Consider the following 21,714-nt stretch of genomic DNA (forward strand, 5'->3'; position numbering starts at 1 on the left):
GCTGCACTGCGTCAGAGGTCCCGGCACGGGCGGGGATAGAATCGACCGGTTCCCTCCCCAGACGTCGCGTTTTCCCGGAGTTTTCATGAGCTCGCAGCCCAAGCACATCCCCGCCAGCCACACCGACGCGGAGGCCACGCCGCTGCGCTTCGTCACGGCGGCCAGCCTGTTCGACGGCCATGACGCGGCGATCAACATCATGCGCCGGATCATCCAGAGCCAGGGCGCCGAGGTGATTCATCTCGGCCACAACCGCTCGGTGGAAGACGTCGTGCGGGCTGCTCTCCAGGAAGACGCGGATGCCATCGCGCTGTCCTCCTACCAGGGCGGGCACGTCGAGTATTTCAAATACATGGTCGACATGCTGCGCGAGCGTGGCGCGGGTCATGTACGCGTGTTCGGCGGCGGTGGCGGGACGATCACGCCGGAAGAGATTCGCGAGCTGCAGGATTACGGCGTCGAGCGCATCTATCACCCGAACGACGGTATGAAGCTCGGTCTCACCGAGATGATCGAGGACGTGATGGCGCGAACTCGCAGCGCCGTTCAGTCGCGCGTCGAAGCGGCGCCGGCCGACGTTGCCGTCGAGAACGAGATTTCCATCGGCGCGATGCTTTCGGCCATCGAAGAAGATTCGCTTCCCGAAGCCGAACTCGCCCGCCTGCGCAAGGAATGGCAGCTGGCGGGTAACAAGACCCCGGTGCTTGGCCTGACCGGTACGGGCGGCGCGGGTAAGTCGTCCGTGGTGGACGAACTGTTGCTGCGGTTCCTGCACGCGTTTCCGCAGATGCGGATCGCCGTGCTCGCGGTCGATCCGACCCGTCGCCGCAGCGGCGGCGCGTTACTCGGCGACCGCATCCGCATGAACTCGCTGCGCAGCCCGCGCGTGTATATGCGCTCGATGGCCACGCGTCGCCAGCACGCCGCCACCTCGATCGTGCTGCACGACTGCATCGATTTTCTCAAGGCCCAGGCTTACGACCTGGTGATCGTCGAAACGGCGGGTATCGGCCAGAGCGACTCCGAGATCGTCGACCTCGTCGATTTCCCGGTCTACGTGATGACCAGCGAATACGGCGCCGCCAGCCAGCTCGAGAAGATCGACATGCTGGACTTCGCCGAACTGGTCGTGCTCAACAAATACGACAAGCGCGGTGCCGAGGACGCCCTGCGCGACGTGCGCAAGCAGTGGAAGCGCAACCGCACCGCGTTCCAGATGGCCGACGAGAAAGTGCCGGTCTACCCGACCATCGCCAGCCAGTTCAACGATCCGGGCGTCACCTGGATGTTCGACAACCTGTGCCGTCTGCTGCGCGAGAAGCTCTCGTTGCCCGACGCGGTCTGGACGCCCGATGTCGACACGACATTGCGCGAACCGCGTGCCACGGTGCTGATTCCGGGCAATCGAGTGCGTTATCTGGCGGAGATCGCGGAGCAGGGGAGAGGCGTCAACGGCGGCATCGCGAAGCAGGCCGAGGCGGCCAGCAAAGCGCAGCACTACTACGAATCGCTGAAGGATATCGGCGACGACGCCCTGCCGCGTGCGTTCGATCTTTACGACCATGCCTTGCTCGCGGTCGACGGCGACCGTTCGCTGGCCACCCTGCGTCAGCGCTACAACGAGGCCGTGCGCGAGCTCACCAGCGAAGCGATCCACCTGCTGCGCGAGTGGCCGTCGCGCTTTGAAGCCGTCACCGCGGAGTTCAACGAATACCAGGTGCGCGACAAGGTCATTCGCGTCGAGAACTACCGCGAGTCGCTCAGCCACCAGAAGATTCCGAAGGTCTCTCCGCCGAAGACGAAAGACTGGGGCGAGCTGCTTTCGTTTCTCATGCGCGAGAACCTGCCGGGGCACTATCCGTACACGGGGGGCGTGTTCCCATATCGTCGCGCCGGCGAGGATCCGACCCGCATGTTCGCGGGCGAGGGCACGCCGGAGCGCACCAATCGTCGCTTCCACTACCTCTCACTGGGTGGCGCGGCCGCGCGTCTTTCGACCGCCTTCGACTCGGTGACGCTGTATGGTGAAGATCCCGCGCCGCGTCCCGATATCTACGGCAAGATCGGCAATTCCGGCGTCTCCATCGCCACGCTCGACGACATGAAGAAGCTTTATTCCGGCTTCGACCTGTCCGCGCCCTCGACGTCGGTGTCGATGACGATCAACGGTCCGGCCCCGATCATCCTCGCCATGTTCATGAACACGGCGATCGACCAGAACGTCGAGAAGTACCTCAACGAGGACGTCTCCCGCTGGGAGGCCGCCAACGCGCACATCGCCCGGCTGTACCCGGGCGGCGACCGGCCGCGGTACCACGGCGAGCTGCCCCAGGGTAACGACGGCCTCGGTCTCGGCCTGCTTGGCGTGTCCGGCGAAGAAGTGGTCGATGCCGAGACCTACGCGCGGATCAAGGCCTGGACCCTGGCCAACGTGCGCGGCACCGTGCAGGCGGACATCCTCAAGGAGGACCAGGCCCAGAACACCTGCATCTTCAGCACGGAGTTCGCCCTGCGCATGATGGGCGATATTCAGCAGTACTTCGTCGATCACAAGGTGCGCAATTTCTACTCGGTGTCGATCTCCGGGTACCACATCGCGGAAGCGGGTGCGAACCCGATCAGCCAGCTCGCCTTCACGCTGTCCAACGGCTTCACCATCGTCGAGTACTACCTCGCCCGTGGCATGAAGATCGACGACTTCGCGCCCAACCTGTCGTTTTTCTTCTCCAACGGCATGGACCCGGAATACACGGTGATCGGCCGCGTCGCCCGTCGCATCTGGGCCCGCGCCATGCGCGAGCGTTACGGTGCCAGTGCGCGCAGCCAGATGCTGAAGTATCACATTCAGACGTCGGGGCGTTCGCTGCACGCGCAGGAGATCCAGTTCAACGACATTCGCACCACCTTGCAGGCGCTGTATGCGCTGTTCGACAACTGCAACAGCCTGCACACCAACGCGTACGACGAGGCGATCACCACACCGACGGAAGAGAGCGTTCGTCGGGCGGTCGCCATCCAGCTGATCATCAACCGCGAGCTCGGCCTCAACTTCAACGAGAATCCGTGGCAGGGCAGCTACGTCGTGGACGAGCTCACCGATCTGGTGGAAGAGGCCGTGTACAAGGAGTTCGAGGCGATCAGCGAACGCGGCGGCGTGCTTGGCGCGATGGATACGATGTACCAGCGCGGGAAGATTCAGGAAGAATCCATGTACTACGAGCACAAGAAGCACGACGGCTCGCTTCCCCTCATCGGCGTCAACACCTTTCTGCCCCGGGATCACGGCGGCGAGATCGCCACGGAGATTGAACTCATCCGCTCGACGGAAGAAGAAAAGGGCCAGCAGATCGACAACGTGCTGCTCTACGGCAAGGCCCGCAACGGCCTGGCCCCGGACAGCCTGACCACCTTGCAGAAGACCGCCCGCGATCGCCGTAACGTCTTCGAACAGTTGATGGACGCGGTGAAGAACAACTCCCTTGGCCAGATCAGCCACGCGTTGTACGACGTGGGCGGCGAGTATCGGCGGAATATGTAAGGCGGCACCCATCGCCAACCGGATCGGCTCCCACCAGAGCCGCTCTGCGGTTAAGCTCCGGGTTCTCCCAGGGAGCTTTTCATGCGTCGGATCCTCTTCTTTCTCAGTCTGGTCGTACTCGCCTTCCAGGCGCGCGCGGCGGACGATGTCCCTCCGCACGACAGCTTCACCATGCCCGGGGTAACTGCCGCCGAAACGCGGCACATCAACGTCTACACACCGCCGGGCTATGCTGCCTCGAAAGCCCGCTACCCGGTCCTCTACATGCCCGATGGCGGCCTGGAAGAAGATTTTCCGCACGTGGCCAGGGCGCTCGACGAGGGTATCCGCAAGGGCGAGATCCAGCCGCTGATTCTTGTCGGCATCGAAAACACCGAACGTCGCCGCGACATGACCGGACCGACCTTGGTCGCGTCGGACAGGCGGATCGCACCCCGCGTGGGTGGATCGGCCGGCTTTCGAGCCTTCATCGCGACGAAGCTGGTGTCCGAAGTCGGCAAGCGATATCGGGTCGACGGCCACAGAGGTGTCATCGGTGAATCGCTGGCCGGACTTTTCGCGCTGGAGTCGCTTCAGCGGGAGCCGAAGCTGTTCGACACGGTGATCGCCATCAGCCCCAGTGTATGGTGGAACGCGGGTGCCTTGATTCGTGATCTGCCGGTGGCCATGGCGGAGGGCGATCCATCGCCCCACCGCATCTACCTGACGTCAGCCGACGAGGAAAACATCGCTCCCGGTGTGGAGCAGCTTGTCAGGACGTTGCGTTCCAGCTTGCCCAGGCGCGCGGCGACGATCGAATACGTGCCTCGTCCTTCAGCGCATCACGATACGATCTACCGCGAGTCGGAGGCGCAGGCGTTGCGCTGGGCGTATCCGCCGATGGATAACTAGTCCGTCGCCTGGCGGCTTCCGAAGTCGATCTTCGTAAGACCACGAACTTTTGCTTCCGTCAGTACCTTGGTGACGTCCTCGTAGCTTGCGTTGTCGGCCGCGGCGATGACAAGGCGGGGCGGCTGCGCCGAGGCGGCGGCGATATCGATCTGCCTTTCGAGCGCCGCATCGGTGACGAGGGTCCCGTTCCAGAAAATCGAACCGTCGGCGTCGATCGCGACGCGTGCCGGGTCGGGCTCGACGTCCGTCGATGACCCGGGAGCGGGGAGGTCGACCCGTGCCTTATGCGCGACCACTGGCGCGGAGATCATGAAAATGATCAGCAGTACGAGAAGCACGTCGACGAGCGGGGTGACATTGATGCCCGAAATCGGGGCGGCGTCGTTCCTTGCAGAGAAAGCCATGGTTCTTCCTCCAAACGTTATCGATGTGGGTGTGCCCTGGTGCCGGGCCATAGGGGGATGCCCGGCAGGGCCAGACTAGGTGTCGGATGGGGCTTCCCACAAGGCCGCCGTCGGGTTCATGATGGCCGGATCGCCGACGATCGCCGCCATTCCGGTTCGAGGCTTGAACCAACCGCACCGTTCGTAGTCCCATGGAGACGTTTTTTCGTGGGAGCGTTACGTTGAGCAGTCAGTCGTCGGGTTCGAAGTGGGTCGCAGGTTTGTTGATCGTGGCGATCCTCGTGGTAGCGGGTATTTTCGTCTGGCGCGAGAAGCAGGCGCGCGATGCCGTCACCGCGCCACCTTTCGCCTCCGCGTCCTCGACGGCATCCGCTCCCGCTACGTCCGTGCACGACGCCGCGCTGCCGGAGCATCCGATCGATCCCGCCCGTGGTTCGACTTCCGCGCTTCCCGCGCTCGATCAGAGCGACGACGAGGTGCTGGCCGGGTTGCTCGCGCTCACCGGCGACGAAGCGTTGAAGTCGCTGCTGAAGTCGGATGCGATCGTGTCGCGGATGGTTTCCACCATCGATGCGTTACCGAAGCAGACTGTCGGTATGAACGTCCTTCCCTTGCGTACGCCGACAGGCCGGTTTCAGGTCGTTTCCGACGACGGCAATTTCGTCGCGTCGAAAAAGAATGCGGATCGCTATGCGACCTACATGTATGTCGCCGATCGTGTAAGTCCGAAGGCCGCGGCCGCCTGGTACAAGCACAACTACCCGTTATTCCAGCAGGCGTATCGCGACCTTGGTACGGGCGGTTATTTCAACGATCGCCTCGTCGAGGTGATCGATCACCTGCTGGCCGCGCCGGAGCCGAAGGGCAATCAGCAGCTGCTTCCGGAGAAGGTGGGGTATGTCTACGCCAATCCCGCGCTGGAGCAGCTGTCGGTCGGGCAGAAGTTCATGATTCGCGTCGGTCCGGAGAATGAGGCGAAGTTGAAGGCTAAGCTGCGGGCGTTGCGGGCTGAAGTGGTGAGTCAGAAGGACGAGGCGAGGGATTCGGCCGCTCAGGACTGAGGCGGGTTGAATCGCCAGCAGGCTGGCTCCTACCCGAGCCAGCCCTGCCTGCTCGAGTGGGAGCCAATCCTGTCGGCGATGCCCCTCGATCAGACCTGCCGATCGGTCAAGGCGCCTTCTGCGTCGGATCCCGCACCGGCACGCTGATATTGCAGAGGTCGATCTTCCCCGCCGGGCGCGTGTAGAAATCGTCCTTACGATTGCGCTTGGCCTCGATCACCGCCGAGAACGTCTTGCTGTCGGTGCGGAGCACCTGGATCGGCGTGCGCTCGGCTTCGGGAACGTCCGCCGCGAGGCGAACGCTCTTGATCGTCACGCGCTGCCCGGGCTTGTCGTAGAAGCCCATCGGCTCGCCGCCACGCGGGTAGGCGGCCAGCAGATCCATTCCCTTGATGACTTTGCCCGCTACCGCGAGGTTGCGGTCGAGGTTGCGCGGGGCCTGGCCGATGATCGCGTAGAGCGAGCTGCCGTTACCCGTCTCGGCGCCGACGTCGCGTGCAACGCCCACGGTCCCGTAGCAATGGGTGATCCAGGCCTCGCCCTTGTCGCGTGCGACCGGGAAGCCTTCGGAGAAACCGACTTCCGGTGCGTAGACATCGCCATCGGGAAGTTTCGTAAACGGAAACGCCTTGCCGTCCTTGCGGGTGAACTCGGGTGGCAGGGTTTCCTTCGCCGTACCGAGCGATTTGGCCTTCTTCTTGTCGTCGCCGTCGGGATCGCCCCACTGGGTGACGAAGTTGTCCTGAACGCGGATCACCTGGGTGCCGTCGAAATAGTGTTCGCGAATCAGCGTGCGGATGTTCGCGGCATGCAGCGGCGACCAGTCCTGGGCCAGTTCAATGACCACGCGGCCCTGCGGCAGGTCCATGTAGACCAGATTCTCGGGGTCGGGCGTGCGCCATTCCGCCGGGGTGGACTTCGCCAGGAGCTCCTTCGGCGTGGGGGTATGGGCCTTCTTGGCCTCATCGGCAGCCATCGCGGGCAGGGCGATGGTGAGGGCGAGCGCGAGGCAGGTACGAGCGAGCATGGGTTCCCCGTCAGTGATTGCTAACGGGGTGAAAGTAGCAGAGCCCGGCGAGTTCCGCTTATCGCCGTCGATATCGGGGAAAAGGGCTTTAGCCCGACAATCCCAACAGGGCCTTCGGCTCAAGATAGGCCTCCAGTCCGAGCACGCCGTACTCCCGTCCCCAGCCCGATTGCTTGAACCCACCGAACGGCGCCTTCGGATCGTGCTTCAGCGAATTGATCGCGACACGACCCGCGTCGATGCGTTCCGCGACGCGGCGTGCGCGTGCCTCATCCGCGGAGAAGACGTATGCCTGCAATCCATACGGCGTGTCATTGGCGATGGCGATTGCATCCTCGTCGCCGTCATACGCGATGATCGAGAGCACCGGTCCGAAGATCTCCTCGCGGGCAATGGCCATGTCGTTGCGGACATCGGCGAACACGGTCGGTTTCACCAGCCAGCCACGCTCGTAGCCGTCCGGCCGTCCCTCACCGCCGGCGATCAGGCGCGCACCGTCGTCGATACCGCGGCGTATATAGCCTTGCACACGATCCCACTGCTTGCGGCTGACCATGGGTCCGACCGTCGTGGCCGGATCGGACGGATCGCCTGACACGATATCGTCGATTGCCGCTACGACCATTGCTTCAAACTCGGCAAGACGCGCCCGCGGCACCAGCAGACGTGTACCAGCGATACACGCCTGCCCACTGTTGTTGAAACCCGCCATGACGGCGAGCGGCAACGCGACCGCGAAGTCCGCGTCGTCGAGGAAGATCGACGGCGACTTGCCACCGAGTTCCAGCGTGACGCGCTTCAGCGTATCCGCCGCCGCCCGGACGATGCCTTTGCCGACGGCGGTCGAACCGGTGAACGACACCTTGGCGATATCCGGGCTGCCGACGATCTCGGCGCCGACCGTGTCGCCGCGTCCCGTGACGATGTTGAACACGCCCGCTGGCGCGCCGGCTTCATGCAGCGCTTCGGTGACGATGCGTGTCTGCAGCGCGCTCATCTCGCTGGGTTTGATGACGGCGGTGCAACCTGCGGCGAGCGCCGACGCCAGCTTGCCGCAGATGAAACCCGCATTGCTGTTCCAGGGCGTGATCAGTCCCGCCACACCGACAGGCTGCATGCGCACGGTGGCGCTGCCCATGCGCGGTTCGAAGTCATACTCCCGGAGCGTCGCAATGACGTCCAGAAAGACGCCGGACGTGTGCCCGGTCATCCAGCGTCCGCGCGATACGGGTGCGCCGTACTCCTCGACGATCGCGGCGAAGAGGTCGTCCTCCCGCGCCACGATCGCGTCATGCATGCGCTGAAGCAGGGCGATGCGCTCCTCGATCGTCGTCCGCGAGAACGCGGGGAAAGCCCGCTTCGCCGCCGCAATGGCCTGCCGGGCGTCTTCGGCATCGGCCAGACGTACCGTCCCGATGACTTCCTCGGTCGCCGGATTGAACAGGTCGAAACGTTCCTCACCGTGGGGAGTGACAAACGCGCCATCGATATAAATGTGGTCGATCGTGTGCATGAGAGGCTTCCGTCGTGGGGACGGTTCCCAGCATGTGCCCGACCCATTAGTCTGATAAGACGGACAACGGCGGATGAGTCATTAAGCGGGAGAGGACAATGCGTACCGGTCTTACGGAATTCGAAGCCGTGCTGGCGGTCGCGCGGCACGGTAGCTTTCGCGCCGCGGCGGGTGAGCTGAATCTCTCCACCTCAGCCCTTAGCCAGTCCGTCGCCTCGCTGGAGGCCCGGCTCGGCACGCGGCTTTTTCACCGGACGACACGCAGCGTCCGGCTGACCGAAGCCGGCGAGCGCTTCGTGGCCGATGTGGCCCCCGCCATCGCAAGCCTCGGTGTGGCGATCGAGCGGGCCAGCGACGAGGGCGATGCACCGCGCGGGACGCTGAGGATCAATACGTCTACCGGGGCCGCCCGGCGTGTGATGGCGCCGCTGCTGGTGCCCTATCTGACGCGCTATCCCGACGTGCGGCTCGATCTGGTCACCGACGACAGGCTTGTCGACATCGTGCGTGACGGGTTCGATGCGGGCTTCCGCACCGCGGACATCGTGCCGGGCGACATGATCGCCGTCCCTTTCGGGGAGCCGATCCGGTTCGCCGTGGTCGGCTCACCCGGCTACCTCGCGGCGAACGGCACGCCGCGCAATCCGTCGGATCTCGCCAGCCACCGCTGCATCCGGGCGCGTATGCGCTCCGGCCATATCTACCACTGGGAATTCGAGCGGCACGGTGAAGCGATCGAGGTCGACGTGCCGGGCGTGCTGACGCTCGACGAGCCGAACCTGATGCTCGAAGCGGCCCGCGCCGGCCTGGGCCTGACCTACCTCACCGAGTTCAACGTGGCGGAAGATCTTGCGTCCGGCAGCCTGGTGAGGGTGCTCGAGGACTGGACCCCGCCGTTCGACCGGCTGTGCCTGTATTACTCCGGCAGGCGCCACGTACCCGGCGCGCTGCGCGCGCTGATCGACCTCATCAGGGAAACCGGCTGAGCGCATGAGCCAGGGGTCACGGCAAACCTTTGCGACGCGGGCGGCATCCTATGCCGCAAGATGTCACGATCCGGACCCCGCATGCACCGTCGCCTCGCCCTGTTTGCCACGCTCCTCTTCGCTGCGGCGGCCGCCCATGCCGAGGTGACGATCGACGGTCATATCGACCCGGCCGAATGGGCGGGGGCGAAGCGGATCACGGATTTCCGCGACACCCAGCCGATGAACGGCAAGCCGGGTAGCCAGCCGACCGAGGCCTGGGTGATGTCGACGCCCAAAGGACTGGCCGTGGCTATCCGGGTCACCCAGTCCGCCGACATCCCACGCTCGCGTCAGCAGACCCGGCGCGACGAGGATGCGATGGTCGATCGCGTCAATGTCATGGTCGACTTCGACGCGGACGGCCGTGTCGGTTACGACTTCGAGGTGCGGTCGCAGGGCGGCGTGGCCGACGAGGTGATCACGAACGAATCCGATTTCAGTTACGACTGGGACGGGCGCTGGGATCACGCGGTCAGTGAGGACGCGGACGGTTATTCGGTGGAGATCCTCATCCCCTGGTACATCGCGCCGATGCGCAAGGCGAGCGGCGATACGCGCACGATCGGTCTGTATGTCGACCGTGTGATCGCCGCCACGGGAGAGCGCATGGCATGGCCGGCGATCGCGTTCGATCGCGGCAGGTTTCTCTCCAGTTTTCAGCGCATCGAGGTGCCGGCATATTCGCAGTCGCTGTTCGCCATCACGCCTTACGTGGTCGGCAAGGTGGATCGCGCGCACGGCGGCACGTCGTTCGAGCAGGGCGCGGACATTCTCTGGAAACCCAATGGCCAGACGCAGCTCACGGCCACGATCAACCCCGATTTCGGCCAGGTCGAGAGCGACGACCTGGTGGTCAACTTCTCGCCCGAAGAAACCTTCTTTACCGACAAACGCCCGTTCTTCACCGAGAACCAGGGCATCTTCGACTTCAGCCTGCTCGACGACTATTCGCAGTTGGTCTACACGCGCCGGGTGGGTGGTGCGGCGGATGACGGCAACGGTGCGGCCGATATTTCCACGGCGGTGAAGGTGAACGGCAGCGTGGGTTCGACCAGTTACGGCATCCTCGCCGCGCAGGAAAAAGGCGACGCGGGCCGCACGTTCGGCGCGTTCCGTCTGCTGCAGAATGCGGGCACCCAGTCATTCGGTCTGCTCGCCACGCGGGTCAACCACCCGTATCTCGACCGCGACGCCAACGTGCTTGGCCTGGATCATCGCTGGCAGCCGAACGAGCGTTTCACCATCACCAGCAACGTGGTCGGCAGCAAGATCGACCAGCCGCGCAACAACAGCGACGGCCTGGGCGCCACCAGCATCGCGTTCTGGGAAATGAACGATGTCTGGAGCCAGCAGTGGCTGGGCATGTACTTCGGCAAGCGACTGGACATCGACGACTTCGGCTACCTGCCACGCAGCGACATGGAGTATCTGCATTGGGAAGTAAGGCAGCGTCAGGCCAATCTGCCGGCCGACTCGACCTACGCCTCGCATCTGTGGCGGTATCGTATCTCCGAGCAGAAAAACACCGAGGGCGTGGTCGTGCGGCAGCGTCTTCGCATTCAGCGCAACAGCCAGCGTCGCGATGGCGGCGACGAACTGTGGCGGCTCGATGCCTTCACGGCCGCGTATGACGACCTGCTTACCCGCGGTGGCAACAACCAGCACACGCCACCGAGCGCGAAGCTGACCTACGATCGCACCCGCCCGCGTATCGGCCGCTGGGCGTGGGAAGCGGAGGGCTTCGTCAGCGGCAACCAGCTCACCGGCTATCACCGGCTGGGCTACTACTTCAAGTTCACGCCGACGTACTTCGTCACCGATGCGTTCAGCGTCTTCGCTGGCGCGAGTTACGAATGGGACCCGAACTGGCTGATCTGGCAACACGACAACCTCGTCGGCGCGTATGACGGCCGTACCGTCGGCCTCGACAGCGGCCTCAACTGGAATCTCGGTAACAAGCAGGAGCTCCGCGTCAAACTGCAGACCCTGGCGGTGGGCGCCAAGCTTCGTCGTCGCCTGGAGATCACGCCCACCGGCGCGGCGGTCGACAGTGATGAACCGGTCGACGGTCTCGGCGTGGCCAACCTCGGCTTCCAGATCCGCTATCGCTACGAGATCGCGCCGCTGTCGAACCTCTACGTCGTCTATAACCGCGGCGGCTACGCCGAGGACACGGATGACGAACTCGACGGGCAGTTTCGTCGTGGTTTTGGCCTCAAGGACGTTGAGGAAGGGCTGATCAAGGTGGCTTACCGCCTCGAGTTCTGAGCCTCGCCTTCACATGGGTTGTGGCCTCCTCCGGCTATGCCACGACACACGACCCCATCCGAGTCACTCAATCCCGTGCCCGGCCGGACCATCGGCGAGCACGGTATCGTCGGGAACCTCGATACCACCGCGCTGGTCGCCAGCGACGGCACCATCGACTTCATGTGCTGGCCGCATATGGACAGTCCCACGGTGTTCGCCGGACTGCTCGATCCGGAGAAAGGTGGCGAGTTCACCGTGACGCCCGACCTTTCCGATGCGCGCACGATTCAGCTCTATGTCCCGGAAACGAACATCCTTATTACGCGCTGGATGGCGGAAGCGGGAAGCGTCGAGCTTACGGATTTCATGCCGCACCCGGACACGCAGCCGCGCGTGGCCAACTGCCTCCTCCGATGCATTCGCGTGCCTCGGGGCAAGGTAGTGATCCGTGTGCGCTGCCGGCCGCGCCTTGCGTATGCGAGGCATGTCCCGGAGGTCTCGGAATACGGTGATTCGGTGGTATTTCACGATGGGCCTCAGTCGCTGCGCCTCGCCGCGAGCGTGCCGCTTCTGATCGAAGAGGGCGAGGGCGCCGTGCACGCCGAGTTCGAGCTGAACCCCGGCGAAGAAGTCTGGTTCATGCTGGGCGACGAAGCCCATGACCCCTACGATGAAGCCGAGTGCCGCGCCGCCTTCGACAGCACGGCGGAGGCCTGGCGCCGATGGACGCGTCGCTCGACCTATCGCGGCCGCTGGCGCGAGCGTGTCGACCGTTCAGCGCTGGTGCTCAAGTTGCTGACGTCGCACCGGCATGGTTCCGTTGCCGCCGCGGCCACGTTCGGCCTGCCGGAGGCCACCGGCGCGGGGCGCAACTGGGACTACCGCGCGACGTGGATACGCGACGCGTCTTTCACCGTGTACGCCTTCATGCGACTCGGCTACATCGACGAGGCCGAACATTTCCGCCGCTGGATGGAAGCGCGGCTGGCCGATCTGGATCGGCATTCGGCGTTGCGCATCATGTATGCCATCGACGGTGAGGAAGCCGAGGACGAGGACGTGCTCGATCACCTCGCGGGGTATGCGGGGTCGCAGCCGGTGCGCATCGGCAACGCCGCGCGCACACAGACGCAGCTGGATATCTTCGGCGAGCTGATGGACAGCCTGTATCTGGCCAACAAATACGGCCGCGCCATCAGCCGTGCCGGCTGGCTGCACGTCGTCCGCATGGTCGACCATGTCAGTCGTCACTGGAAGGATGCCGACGAGGGCATCTGGGAAATGCGTGGCGGCAAGCAGCATTTCCTGCACTCGCGGCTGATGTGCTGGGTGGCGCTGGATCGCGCGGTGCGCCTGGCCGGTAAACGTTCCCTGCCAGGGCCCATGGTCGAATGGGCGACGGAGCGGGATCGTATCGCCGAGGATATCTGGAACAATTTCCGGCATCCCGAGCATGGCTACTTCGTGCAGACCAAGGGCGGTAAGGATCTCGATGCCGCGCTGCTGATGATGCCGCTGGTCCGCTTCGTCTCGGCGACCGACCCGGTGTGGCTGGCGACGCTGGATGCGATTCGCGACCAGCTGACCGACGATGGCCTGGTCTTCCGCTATCGCAATGCCGACGGCCTGGAAGGGGGAGAAGGCGCGTTCACGACGTGCACCTTCTGGTACGTCGAGTGCCTCGCACGTGCCGGCCGTCTGCACGAAGCGCGCGAGGTCATGGCGCGCGGGGTGCTGTACTCGAATCACCTCGGACTGTTCTCGGAAGAACTGAGCCTCCGCGCGGAGCAGCTGGGTAATTTTCCTCAGGCGCTCACGCATCTGGCCTTCATCAGCGCGGCTTACTATCTCGATCGCCAGCTGACCGATCCGGAGGGGCAGGTCTGGCAGCCTTAGACCAGCTGCATATCCCGCGGCTTCGCACCGGGGAAGACCCGTGCGAGTTCGGCGTCGGATAAGGCGTACATGCGACGCAGCATGCCGCCGAGTACGTCGCGATAGTTGTTGAGCACCGGGTAGTCGCGATTCTGCAGGAGGTTCTGTGCATTGACCGCCACTTGCTGGCCGGCGATCCGGCCACCGCGCACCTTTCCGCCAAGCACCCAGTACGTCGTACCGTGGCCGTGATCGGTGCCCTTGTTGCCGTTCTCGCGAAACGTGCGGCCGAACTCCGACACGACCACCACGACGGTGTTGTTCCATTCCGCCTCGCCCAGTCCCTCGGCGAATGCCGCCAGACCCTGGCCCAGGTTGTCGAGATTGTTGGCGAGCTGGCCATCCGCGCCGCCCTGGTTGACATGCGTGTCCCAGCCGCCGACATCGACGAAGCCGAGTCGGTAGCGGTCACGCATCAGCGTGGCCATTCGCTGGCCCTGCTGCGCGAAACCGCGTGCATTCACGGCGCCCCGGCTCGCCGCGACCATCTCCGATTGCAGGTCCTGGGCCACCTGCTGGCGCAGCTGCAGCCCGTCCGTCGCGGCGGCCTGCAGAGGTGTGCCCTGATACATGCCGGCGAGGATCTTCGACTGCCTGTCGTCGAACACCGCCTTGCTGTCGCCCTTCAGCGAGATGTTGGGCACGTCGCCCGCGCCGCGGAACGACAGGGGCAGGGCATCAGTGAACGCGATGGGCGGTATGCCGCGCAGGACGGACGAGAGCCGGCCCATGAATCCGGAGCCGTAGTCCCGGGCGTCGCCCGATTCGCCGGACTCGATGTTGTCCTGCGTTTCAAAGTGGCTTCGCGAAAGATCGTCGGTGCCGGCGAACGGAACGAACGCCAGCTGGCGCTGGTCCCACAGCGGTCCCATGCTCTGCGCGACAGCGGGTGCGAGGCCCCAGGTCGCGTCCAGGGCACGCACCGACTTCGGATCGCCCGCCGTGGGTCGTGCCAGCGCGATGGTCGCGCGCGACTCGTAGTAAAAGTCGCTGGAATACGGCACGAGAAGGTTGTTGGCGTCGTACCCGCCGCGTAGAAACACGAGCAGAAAGCGTGGTGAACTGGCCGGAGCCGCGAAAACCTTGCCGCCCAGCGTAAGCGCGGGCGCGGTGGCGGCGAGAGCGAGGAGGAACTGGCGGCGATCCATGGGAGGCCTCAGCGGTAGTTGAAGTCGGGGGAGGAGAGCAGGAAGGTATTCCACTCCTGTTGCGAGGTGGCCTGGGCCAGCGCGTCGCGTGTCTTCTGACCGAGCCACGGCTCGATCGTGGCGTAGTACGTCGGCGTCGTCAGCTGGGGGAAGCCACCGCGCTGCACCTTGCCATCCTCGTCGACATCGAACAGATGGTTGGCGCCACTGCCGATCGAACGCGCGATCTCGAAACGCTTCGCCAGCTGACCGGAACTGGACCATTCGGAATCCGAGGTGGGCCAGCCATCGGGGGTGATGCGGCCGAACGGTGCCTGGCCCAGCTGGTTGATCCAGTTCACCAGCGGGCGCGGATTGGCCACCGGTTTTCCGTCATAGGCGAGACGCATCGTGGAGACGAGGAACTGTGTGGGGTCCTTGTAGCGTTTGCCCAGCGATGCGTTGAACTCCTTCGACTCGAGCATGGTTTTCATCACCGCGGCAATGTCGCCATCGGTATGGCTGAACGTCTTCGCCATGGCCTTGACCAGCGCCGGCGGCGGGTCGTCGGCGACGAAATATCTGGCCAGCTTCGTCGATACAAAGGTCGCGCAGGCCGGCTGGCTGACAATCAGGTCGACGGCTCTCTCCACTTCGTCGAAACCCCCGCCCGCTATGTTCCTGCCGAGCAGCTTCTGGTCGCTGAAGTCGTGTCGGTTTGGATTGAATTCGAACACACCGTCCTGGACGTAATACCGCTGCAGGTCCTGCTTTATCTTGCGCGGCTGTCCGTCGAAATTGACACCCACGCCGGTCAGGACGCGGGCGAGGTTCTGTACGTCGTCCTGCGTGTATCCCGAACCCACACCCAGGGTATGCAGCTCCATCAGCTCGCGCGCATAGTTCTCGTTGATCTTGTCGCGGGCGTTCTGCGCATTGTCGAGGTATTCGAGCATCGCCGGGCTCTTGAGCGTGGCGATGACCAGATCGCGGAACTTGCCCAGCGCATGCGGACGGATCGTGTCCTGTTCATAACTGGCCACCAGCCAGCGCACGCGTCCCTTGTTCTGGAACACGCTGAAATGGTTCATCCAGAACCACACGAGCTGCTCGCGCAGCTGGTTTTCGTCATAGACCGCGCGCAGCAACTCGGCAGCCTGGGCCTGCTGAGCGTACTGGTTACCCTGCTTCTGGAGCGCCTTCTTGGCGGTCTCCTTCGCATCGCCATCGGGCAGGTCCTTGATATCGCGATACTGATCGCGAACCTGCGCCAGCAGCGCGGGGGCAGGGGTTTTCATGACGTCGAATGAGGCGATCTGCGCCGCGATGGCGGGCGGCAGACCATCGGCCTTTGGATGTAGCTGTTCGTCGAGGAAGCGGCGTCTGCCGACATCGCGAAAGTGCGCCACCGTCGCGGAATCCACGCCGAAGGTCACCCGGTCCAGCCAGGCGACATCGTCTTTCGAAAGCGTGCCGTCACGTGCCATGGCAGGCAGCGTGACGAGAGCGAGCAGGACGGCCGCGGCCATGGATCGCATGAAACCTCCGTTCTCGGTGCGCATGTCACCTTAAACGGGGAGCCTTTCATGGGGTTTACGCATGAACGTCGCGGTGTCGTGCAACGTTCATGTTCGTGATTCAGATCTCGCTTTCGTCCGGACCGATGAACTCGATGGCCGCTTCGCGGGTTCCCGCGGTTTCTTCGGCGATCTCACGCACGCGCTCACCGACCTTCTCATTGGGCACTTCCACTTCCAGGGTGAAGGTGCGCGAGCCGACGTCGTCGGACAACTCGCTGGAACTGGAATCATCGCGGACGCCCATCATCAGGTCGTCGATTTCCTCGACGCGCTCGACGCGGTCGACGCCATGGATGGCGTTCATCACGTCGTCGAAGATGTCGCGGTCGCCGGTAATGCGAAGCTGGATACGGGGCATGAGAGTCTCCTTTTCGATAAGGTCCGATGCTGCGGTGAGGCATGTATGCCCGAAGTGTACGGCGGGCTACCATGGGCGTTTTCCGCGGCGCCTCGCCCATGACCAAGACCTACGACCAGGCCTATTTCGACAAGTGGTACCGCAGCGCGGAGCACGCCGTGCGCTCGCCGGCCGAGCTCACGCGCAAGGTGTCGATGGTGCTGGGGCAGGCGGAGTTCTACCTGGGGCGGCCGGTGCGCAACGTCCTCGACGTCGGCTGCGGCGAGGCCCCCTGGAGGGCGGTCCTGCGGCGCCTGCGTCCAGGCATCGAGTACCGGGGGCTGGAGGCCAGCGAATACGCCGTGGCCCGTTATGGCCGGACCCGCAATATCGGGCTGGCGCGATTCGGCCAGCTTGCCGAGTTGCGCTTCGACACGCGTTTCGACCTGATCGTCTGCACCGACGTGCTGCACTACCTGAAGCCCGCCGAGATCCGCGCGGGGCTGACCGGCATCGGTGAGATGGCCGAAGGGCTCGTCTTCCTCGAGGTCTATACCCGCGAGGACGATCCCGGCGGTGACCGGGTCGGCTTCCATGGGCGTCCCGCCCGCTTCTACCGGGACGCGTTCAACGAGGTCGGGCTGATTCCGGTCGGCTCGCAGTGCTACGCCAGCCCGCGTCTGGCCCGGCACGTGGCGGCTCTGGAGACGCTTTAACTACCGGTCGAGGCCGAAAACCAGGCCATGACGGCCAGCCCGTTGTTGGACGCATGCGCGATATAGGACGGCCAGATCGAGCCGCTGCGCACGCGCAGCCACGCGCAGAAAATGCCCACGAGCACGAGGTTGGGCACGGCATACCAGAGCCAGCCCAGGTCGGGCAGGTGCACGGCGCCGAAAAGGACACCGGAGATGCCGATAGCCCAGCCGTCGCCTGTCAGGTGGCGCAGCCGGGCAAGCAATGCGCCACGGAACAGCACTTCCTCGACCAGAGGGCCGACAAGGACCGCGACGGGAACGAGGGCGACGCGCATGCCGATGTGCGCCTTGTCCGCGATCTCGGAAACGGTCTGCGAGACGGCATGATCGCCTGCCAGCCACTGGGTGAGCAGCCCGCCCAGCAGCGGCGCGACGAGGCCCAGTACGGTGCCCGCGGCGATAAAGCGCCCGGCTGGCTCGGTGAAGCCCAGCCCGAGTACACCGCCTGATCGCGTGAGGCTGCCCCAGCGGCGTACCACCACATGAATCGTCAGCCAGGCCGAGGCGACGACGGTGAGCATCACCACCACGATGATCCGGTCGGGAGCGTCGGGGACACCGTCCGGGAACCAGCGGGCCAGGGCATCGGACAGCAGCTTGAAGCCCATCCCGAAGCCCAGCTGCAGGATGAAATAACCGAGGATCGTGAGAACCGCCTCAAGCAGGCCGGGGGCCTGGGCGGGACTGGCGGGAAGGACGGCCGGGGCGGCGGACGAGGGGGAGTCGTGAGGCATGCGGCACCCTAGCGGACGCCCCGCGACAAAAGCAACGGCGCTTCCGGCACAGACCGTCACGTGGCACCTGTATAGTGTTTCGTCCCTAAAGGAGGAAAACTGGCGCCTCGACGCGCCGTCCCATGTTCGCATTCGACTGGCTTGCCGACCCTTCGGCCTGGGCGGGTCTTCTCACGTTGATCGTGCTGGAGATCGTGCTCGGTATCGACAACCTCGTCTTTGTCGCGATCCTCGCCGACAAACTGCCCGCCCGTCAGCGCGACCACGCGCGGCTGTTGGGTCTTGGCCTCGCGCTGGTGATGCGCCTGTGCCTGCTCGCCGCCATGTCCTGGCTGGTGACGCTGACGACACCCCTCTTCAACTGGAACGGCTTCGGCCTGTCCTGGCGCGATCTGATCCTGGTGATCGGCGGCGCCTTCCTGTTGTTCAAGGCCACGCTGGAGCTGCACGAGCGGCTCGAAGCCGACGACGACGATGGCGGCAAGGCCGGCCGCCGGGCGAGCTTCTGGCTGGTCGTGGCGCAGATCGTCATCCTCGACGCCGTGTTCTCACTGGATTCCGTCATCACCGCCGTCGGCATGGTCGACCATCTGTCGATCATGATGGTCGGCGTGGTCATCGCCATGGCCCTGATGATCACCGCCAGCAAGCCGCTGACCACCTTCGTCAACGCGCGTCCGACGGTGGTGATCCTGTGCCTGTCCTTCCTGTTGATGATCGGTTTCAGCCTGATCGCGGAAGGTTTCGGCTTCCACATCCCCAAGGGTTACCTGTACGCCGCGATCGGCTTCTCGATCATGATCGAGGTGTTCAACCAGACGATGCGGCGTAATCGTCATCGTTCCCTCCTGGTCGGCGGGCGCGCCATGCGCGACCGCACCGCCAAGGCCGTCCTGCGCCTGCTAGGTGGTCGGTCGGACGAGGAGGGCGAGAACGGCAAGCACGAGGCGCGCACGGAGGCGTCCGAGGCGGCGGTGTTCGGTCAGGACGAACTGGAAATGGTCCAGGGGGTACTCGACCTGTCCCAGCGACCGGTGCGTTCGATCATGACGCCGCGCACCGAGATCGTCTGGGTCGACCCGGGCGAAGACCTGACGACACTGCTCACCGAGGCGCGCGAGTCCGCGCACCACTGGATGCTGGTGGCGGAGGGCGATCTCGACCAGCTCGTGGGCGTGGTTTCATCCCGCGACCTGCTGGCCAGCCTGGCCGATCACGGGCGACTGGAGACGGCGCAGTTCGTCCGCAAGCCGATCACGGTGCTGGAATCGCTGAGCGTGCTCCGCCTGATCGACGAGTTCCGTCGCGCGCCGCTCCAGATGGCGCTGGTGGTCGATGAGTACGGTAGCATCCTCGGCCTCGTGACCCCGGCCGACGTCCTCGAAGTGATTGCCGGTGAATTCCCGGACGAGACCCGCGAGGGCGATCCTTCCGCGGTGAGCGAGCCGGACGGGGCGTGGCTGCTCGATGCCAGTCTCGACGTGCGTCGGGTCGAGCACCTGCTCAGCCATCGCTTGCCGGGCTCGGCCGACGGCAACTTCTCCACGCTGGCCGGCTTCGTGCTGTCGCAGCTGGGCCGCCTGCCGGCCGCCGGCGACCGCTTCGAGGTCGACGGCTTCGAGTTCGAGGTGACCGCGATGGAAGGTGCCCGCATCCAGCGCGTCCGGGTGCTGGCGCTGGCGCGGGACGACGAAGACTGAGCAGCGCGTCCGGGGACGGATCCTCCCTTCCCGGATTTGCCGTTTATGCGCCCGTCGTATCGTCCACCGGCGGCGACGCGTTGTTTTCCATGATCGCCATGCCCATGCCACCGGCCGCCATCAGCATCAGCGCGGCCCAGGCGACCATCGAGACCAGGTAACCCGGACCGCGGCGCGAGGCATCGCGTACGTAAGCCAGCGCATACCACACACGCCCCGCGAGCCAGACCAGGCCGGCGATGCCCGCCCACAGCGGATCGACGTACTGGGCGGCAAGCCACAGCGCCGGGATGAACATCACGGCGTTCTCAAGCGTGTTCATCTGGACCCGCCAGGCCCGCTCGAACGCCGGGTCGCCGGAGATGGACGGCGCCTTGATGCCATAGCGTTCACGCGCACGGCCTACCATCCATACCGTATAGAACATCAGTAGCAGGGTGAGCAGGGTGACGACGGCAGGAAGCTGGCTTGTCATGAAGCGATCCGGGGACTGAATAACCCGCAAGTTTACCGGCAATGGTCCATGCGATCATGCCGACCGCGTCTCGCTGGAGACGCTTTCAACCGAGGAGATGCCCATGCTCTGGCAAAAAGGCCGTAGAAGCGACAACGTGGAAGACGCCGGCCAGGGCAGTGGTGGCGGTGGAGGTGGCTTCGGAGGCCGCGGCCTGGGTATCGGCGGCATCATCATCCTGGCCATCATCGGCATGGTGTTCTTCAAGGATCCGACGGCCTTGCTCGGCGGCCAAGGCGACCCGGGGACGACGTCGCAGCAGCAGACCCGCCAGGAACCGGCCCGTCAGGTGGGCGACCAGGCCGCGGCCAATGACCCGCAGGTGGACTTCGTCCGCGCCATTCTGGGCGAGACCGAGGACACCTGGGGCGAGGTTTTCGCCGCCAACGGTCAGCAGTACGAGCGGCCGAAGCTGGTGCTGTTCCGCGATGGCGTGCGCACGGCCTGCGGTTCGGCGTCATCGGCGGTGGGACCGTTCTATTGCCCCGGTGACCATAAGGTCTATCTGGATCTCGGGTTCTTCCAGACGATGCAGCAGCGCTTTCATTCGGCCGGCGACTTCGCCCGGGCCTATGTCATCGCGCACGAAGTCGGCCACCACGTGCAGAACCTCGTGGGCGTGTTCGACAAGGTCAGCGACGCACGCCGCCGCGGTGCCGCCATGGAAGGGGCCAACGGCCTGTCCGTTCGTCAGGAGCTGCAGGCCGACTGCTTCGCCGGTGTTTGGGCGAACCGGTCCAACCAGCGTCAGCAGTGGCTGCAGCCGGGCGATGTGGAGTCGGCGATCAACGCGGCCTCGGCCATCGGTGACGACACCTTGCAGGAACAGTCGCAGGGGCGCGTCGTGCCCGATTCGTTCACGCACGGCACCTCGGCGCAGCGTGTGAAGTGGTTCAGGACGGGCCTCGAATCCGGTGACATCGGCAAGTGCAACACCTTCTCCGGAACGATCTGACCGTCCTCACATGACGCACCCCTGTCTTCTCTGCGGCGCCTGCTGCGCGACCTTCCGCGTGGCCTTCCATTGGATGGAAACCGATCTCGCCGGCGGCATCGTGCCGTCGGCGCTGACCGAGCATCTCGATCCGCACCGGGTGAACATGCACGGCACGAACGCGTACGAGCCGCGCTGCAAATCGCTCGTGGGTGAGGTCGGCATTGCCGCGCATTGCGGTGTATACGAAGTTCGCCCCTCGCCATGCCACGACCTGCAGCCGGCGTGGGAAAACGGGCAGCCCAGTCCGCAATGCGACAAGGCGCGGGTGAAGCATGGAATGTCGCCGCTGACGCCGGCGGACTTCGGGCACTAAGCGATTC

At 64.8% G+C, this 21,714-nt stretch carries 18 protein-coding genes; 10 read left to right on the forward strand and 8 right to left on the reverse strand.

What is annotated here, in order from left to right:
• Positions 1-85: 85 nt before the first annotated feature.
• Complete coding sequence (locus J2X57_RS15950) at positions 86-3,538, forward strand: methylmalonyl-CoA mutase family protein (protein WP_309868619.1); 3,453 nt, start codon at positions 86-88, stop codon at positions 3,536-3,538.
• A gap of 81 nt (positions 3,539-3,619) precedes the next feature.
• Positions 3,620-4,429: an alpha/beta hydrolase-fold protein gene (locus tag J2X57_RS15955; RefSeq protein ID WP_036111611.1), complete on the forward strand. Its 810-nt coding sequence runs from the start codon at positions 3,620-3,622 to the stop codon at positions 4,427-4,429.
• On the opposite strand, the gene J2X57_RS15960 is transcribed toward J2X57_RS15955, so the two are convergent.
• Positions 4,426-4,833 (reverse strand): biopolymer transporter ExbD, encoded by a 408-nt coding sequence (locus J2X57_RS15960; protein WP_036111614.1) that lies wholly within the window; start codon positions 4,831-4,833, stop codon positions 4,426-4,428. The genes J2X57_RS15955 and J2X57_RS15960 overlap by 4 nt on opposite strands.
• Positions 4,834-5,054: 221 nt before the next feature.
• Here J2X57_RS15960 and J2X57_RS15965 point away from each other — a divergent pair, with 221 nt between their 5' ends.
• Positions 5,055-5,894 (forward strand): DUF3014 domain-containing protein, encoded by an 840-nt coding sequence (locus tag J2X57_RS15965; RefSeq protein WP_036111615.1) that lies wholly within the window; start codon positions 5,055-5,057, stop codon positions 5,892-5,894.
• A 106-nt stretch (positions 5,895-6,000) separates the two neighbouring features.
• On the opposite strand, the gene J2X57_RS15970 is transcribed toward J2X57_RS15965, so the two are convergent.
• Together J2X57_RS15970 and J2X57_RS15975 are read right to left on the reverse strand one after the other, a co-directional pair.
• Complete coding sequence (locus tag J2X57_RS15970; protein ID WP_043695034.1) at positions 6,001-6,921, reverse strand: peptidylprolyl isomerase; 921 nt, start codon at positions 6,919-6,921, stop codon at positions 6,001-6,003.
• A gap of 88 nt (positions 6,922-7,009) precedes the next feature.
• Positions 7,010-8,434 (reverse strand): aldehyde dehydrogenase family protein, encoded by a 1,425-nt coding sequence (locus tag J2X57_RS15975; protein WP_309868628.1) that lies wholly within the window; start codon positions 8,432-8,434, stop codon positions 7,010-7,012.
• A gap of 98 nt (positions 8,435-8,532) precedes the next feature.
• Here J2X57_RS15975 and J2X57_RS15980 point away from each other — a divergent pair, with 98 nt between their 5' ends.
• The 3 genes from J2X57_RS15980 to J2X57_RS15990 all read left to right on the forward strand — a co-directional run bounded on the left by J2X57_RS15980 (position 8,533) and on the right by J2X57_RS15990 (position 13,608).
• Entirely contained in the window at positions 8,533-9,420 is an 888-nt protein-coding gene (locus J2X57_RS15980; RefSeq protein ID WP_309868630.1) for a LysR family transcriptional regulator, read from the forward strand.
• 81 nt (positions 9,421-9,501) lie between these two features.
• A complete protein-coding gene (locus J2X57_RS15985; RefSeq protein WP_309868631.1) occupies positions 9,502-11,730 on the forward strand; it encodes a DUF5916 domain-containing protein in 2,229 nt (742 codons plus the stop codon).
• Positions 11,731-11,805: 75 nt separating this feature from the next.
• Complete coding sequence (locus J2X57_RS15990; RefSeq protein ID WP_036111630.1) at positions 11,806-13,608, forward strand: glycoside hydrolase family 15 protein; 1,803 nt, start codon at positions 11,806-11,808, stop codon at positions 13,606-13,608.
• Here the strand turns inward: J2X57_RS15990 and J2X57_RS15995 are convergent.
• The 3 genes from J2X57_RS15995 to J2X57_RS16005 form a co-directional block, all read right to left on the reverse strand.
• On the reverse strand, positions 13,605-14,795 hold the full coding sequence (locus tag J2X57_RS15995) for a DUF1501 domain-containing protein (protein ID WP_309868634.1): 1,191 nt from the start codon (positions 14,793-14,795) through the stop codon (positions 13,605-13,607). The two genes, J2X57_RS15990 and J2X57_RS15995, sit on opposite strands and share 4 nt — an antisense overlap.
• A gap of 8 nt (positions 14,796-14,803) precedes the next feature.
• Complete coding sequence (locus J2X57_RS16000) at positions 14,804-16,312, reverse strand: DUF1800 domain-containing protein (RefSeq protein ID WP_036117282.1); 1,509 nt, start codon at positions 16,310-16,312, stop codon at positions 14,804-14,806.
• A 100-nt stretch (positions 16,313-16,412) separates the two neighbouring features.
• Positions 16,413-16,712 carry a hypothetical protein gene (locus tag J2X57_RS16005; RefSeq protein ID WP_036111635.1) on the reverse strand — a complete coding sequence of 100 codons (300 nt, stop codon included), beginning with the start codon at positions 16,710-16,712 and terminating at the stop codon, positions 16,413-16,415.
• Positions 16,713-16,810: 98 nt separating this feature from the next.
• On the opposite strand from J2X57_RS16005, the gene J2X57_RS16010 reads away from it, so the two are divergent.
• On the forward strand, positions 16,811-17,407 hold the full coding sequence (locus J2X57_RS16010) for a class I SAM-dependent methyltransferase (RefSeq protein ID WP_036117284.1): 597 nt from the start codon (positions 16,811-16,813) through the stop codon (positions 17,405-17,407).
• On the opposite strand, the gene J2X57_RS16015 is transcribed toward J2X57_RS16010, so the two are convergent.
• Entirely contained in the window at positions 17,404-18,183 is a 780-nt protein-coding gene (locus tag J2X57_RS16015) for a CPBP family intramembrane glutamic endopeptidase (RefSeq protein ID WP_309868641.1), read from the reverse strand. The two genes, J2X57_RS16010 and J2X57_RS16015, sit on opposite strands and share 4 nt — an antisense overlap.
• A gap of 122 nt (positions 18,184-18,305) precedes the next feature.
• On the opposite strand from J2X57_RS16015, the gene J2X57_RS16020 reads away from it, so the two are divergent.
• Positions 18,306-19,883 carry a TerC family protein gene (locus J2X57_RS16020; protein WP_036111640.1) on the forward strand — a complete coding sequence of 526 codons (1,578 nt, stop codon included), beginning with the start codon at positions 18,306-18,308 and terminating at the stop codon, positions 19,881-19,883.
• A gap of 43 nt (positions 19,884-19,926) precedes the next feature.
• Here the strand turns inward: J2X57_RS16020 and J2X57_RS16025 are convergent, their stop codons facing one another.
• Positions 19,927-20,358: an MAPEG family protein gene (locus J2X57_RS16025; protein WP_051943421.1), complete on the reverse strand. Its 432-nt coding sequence runs from the start codon at positions 20,356-20,358 to the stop codon at positions 19,927-19,929.
• A gap of 103 nt (positions 20,359-20,461) precedes the next feature.
• On the opposite strand from J2X57_RS16025, the gene J2X57_RS16030 reads away from it, so the two are divergent.
• Positions 20,462-21,352 (forward strand): neutral zinc metallopeptidase, encoded by an 891-nt coding sequence (locus J2X57_RS16030; protein ID WP_036111642.1) that lies wholly within the window; start codon positions 20,462-20,464, stop codon positions 21,350-21,352.
• Between the two features lie 10 nt (positions 21,353-21,362).
• A complete protein-coding gene (locus tag J2X57_RS16035; RefSeq protein WP_036111645.1) occupies positions 21,363-21,707 on the forward strand; it encodes a YkgJ family cysteine cluster protein in 345 nt (114 codons plus the stop codon).
• The last annotated feature ends 7 nt before the right edge of the window (positions 21,708-21,714 follow it).

It is taken from the genome of Luteibacter sp. 1214 (genome assembly GCF_031455395.1).
Classification (GTDB): Bacteria; Pseudomonadota; Gammaproteobacteria; order Xanthomonadales; family Rhodanobacteraceae; genus Luteibacter; species Luteibacter mycovicinus.

Excerpts from the sequence above, each read along its gene's own strand:
- J2X57_RS15950 (WP_309868619.1), top strand. The coding sequence starts at position 86 with ATGAGCTCGCAGCCCAAGCACATCCCCGCCAGCCACACCGACGCGGAG.
- J2X57_RS15955 (WP_036111611.1), top strand. The coding sequence starts at position 3,620 with ATGCGTCGGATCCTCTTCTTTCTCAGTCTGGTCGTACTCGCCTTCCAG.
- J2X57_RS15960 (WP_036111614.1), bottom strand. The coding sequence starts at position 4,833 with ATGGCTTTCTCTGCAAGGAACGACGCCGCCCCGATTTCGGGCATCAAT.
- J2X57_RS15970 (WP_043695034.1), bottom strand. The coding sequence starts at position 6,921 with ATGCTCGCTCGTACCTGCCTCGCGCTCGCCCTCACCATCGCCCTGCCC.
- J2X57_RS15975 (WP_309868628.1), bottom strand. The coding sequence starts at position 8,434 with ATGCACACGATCGACCACATTTATATCGATGGCGCGTTTGTCACTCCC.
- J2X57_RS15980 (WP_309868630.1), top strand. The coding sequence starts at position 8,533 with ATGCGTACCGGTCTTACGGAATTCGAAGCCGTGCTGGCGGTCGCGCGG.
- J2X57_RS15985 (WP_309868631.1), top strand. The coding sequence starts at position 9,502 with ATGCACCGTCGCCTCGCCCTGTTTGCCACGCTCCTCTTCGCTGCGGCG.
- J2X57_RS15995 (WP_309868634.1), bottom strand. The coding sequence starts at position 14,795 with ATGGATCGCCGCCAGTTCCTCCTCGCTCTCGCCGCCACCGCGCCCGCG.
- J2X57_RS16000 (WP_036117282.1), bottom strand. The coding sequence starts at position 16,312 with ATGCGATCCATGGCCGCGGCCGTCCTGCTCGCTCTCGTCACGCTGCCT.
- J2X57_RS16005 (WP_036111635.1), bottom strand. The coding sequence starts at position 16,712 with ATGCCCCGTATCCAGCTTCGCATTACCGGCGACCGCGACATCTTCGAC.
- J2X57_RS16010 (WP_036117284.1), top strand. The coding sequence starts at position 16,811 with ATGACCAAGACCTACGACCAGGCCTATTTCGACAAGTGGTACCGCAGC.
- J2X57_RS16015 (WP_309868641.1), bottom strand. The coding sequence starts at position 18,183 with ATGCCTCACGACTCCCCCTCGTCCGCCGCCCCGGCCGTCCTTCCCGCC.
- J2X57_RS16020 (WP_036111640.1), top strand. The coding sequence starts at position 18,306 with ATGTTCGCATTCGACTGGCTTGCCGACCCTTCGGCCTGGGCGGGTCTT.
- J2X57_RS16025 (WP_051943421.1), bottom strand. The coding sequence starts at position 20,358 with ATGACAAGCCAGCTTCCTGCCGTCGTCACCCTGCTCACCCTGCTACTG.
- J2X57_RS16030 (WP_036111642.1), top strand. The coding sequence starts at position 20,462 with ATGCTCTGGCAAAAAGGCCGTAGAAGCGACAACGTGGAAGACGCCGGC.
- J2X57_RS16035 (WP_036111645.1), top strand. The coding sequence starts at position 21,363 with ATGACGCACCCCTGTCTTCTCTGCGGCGCCTGCTGCGCGACCTTCCGC.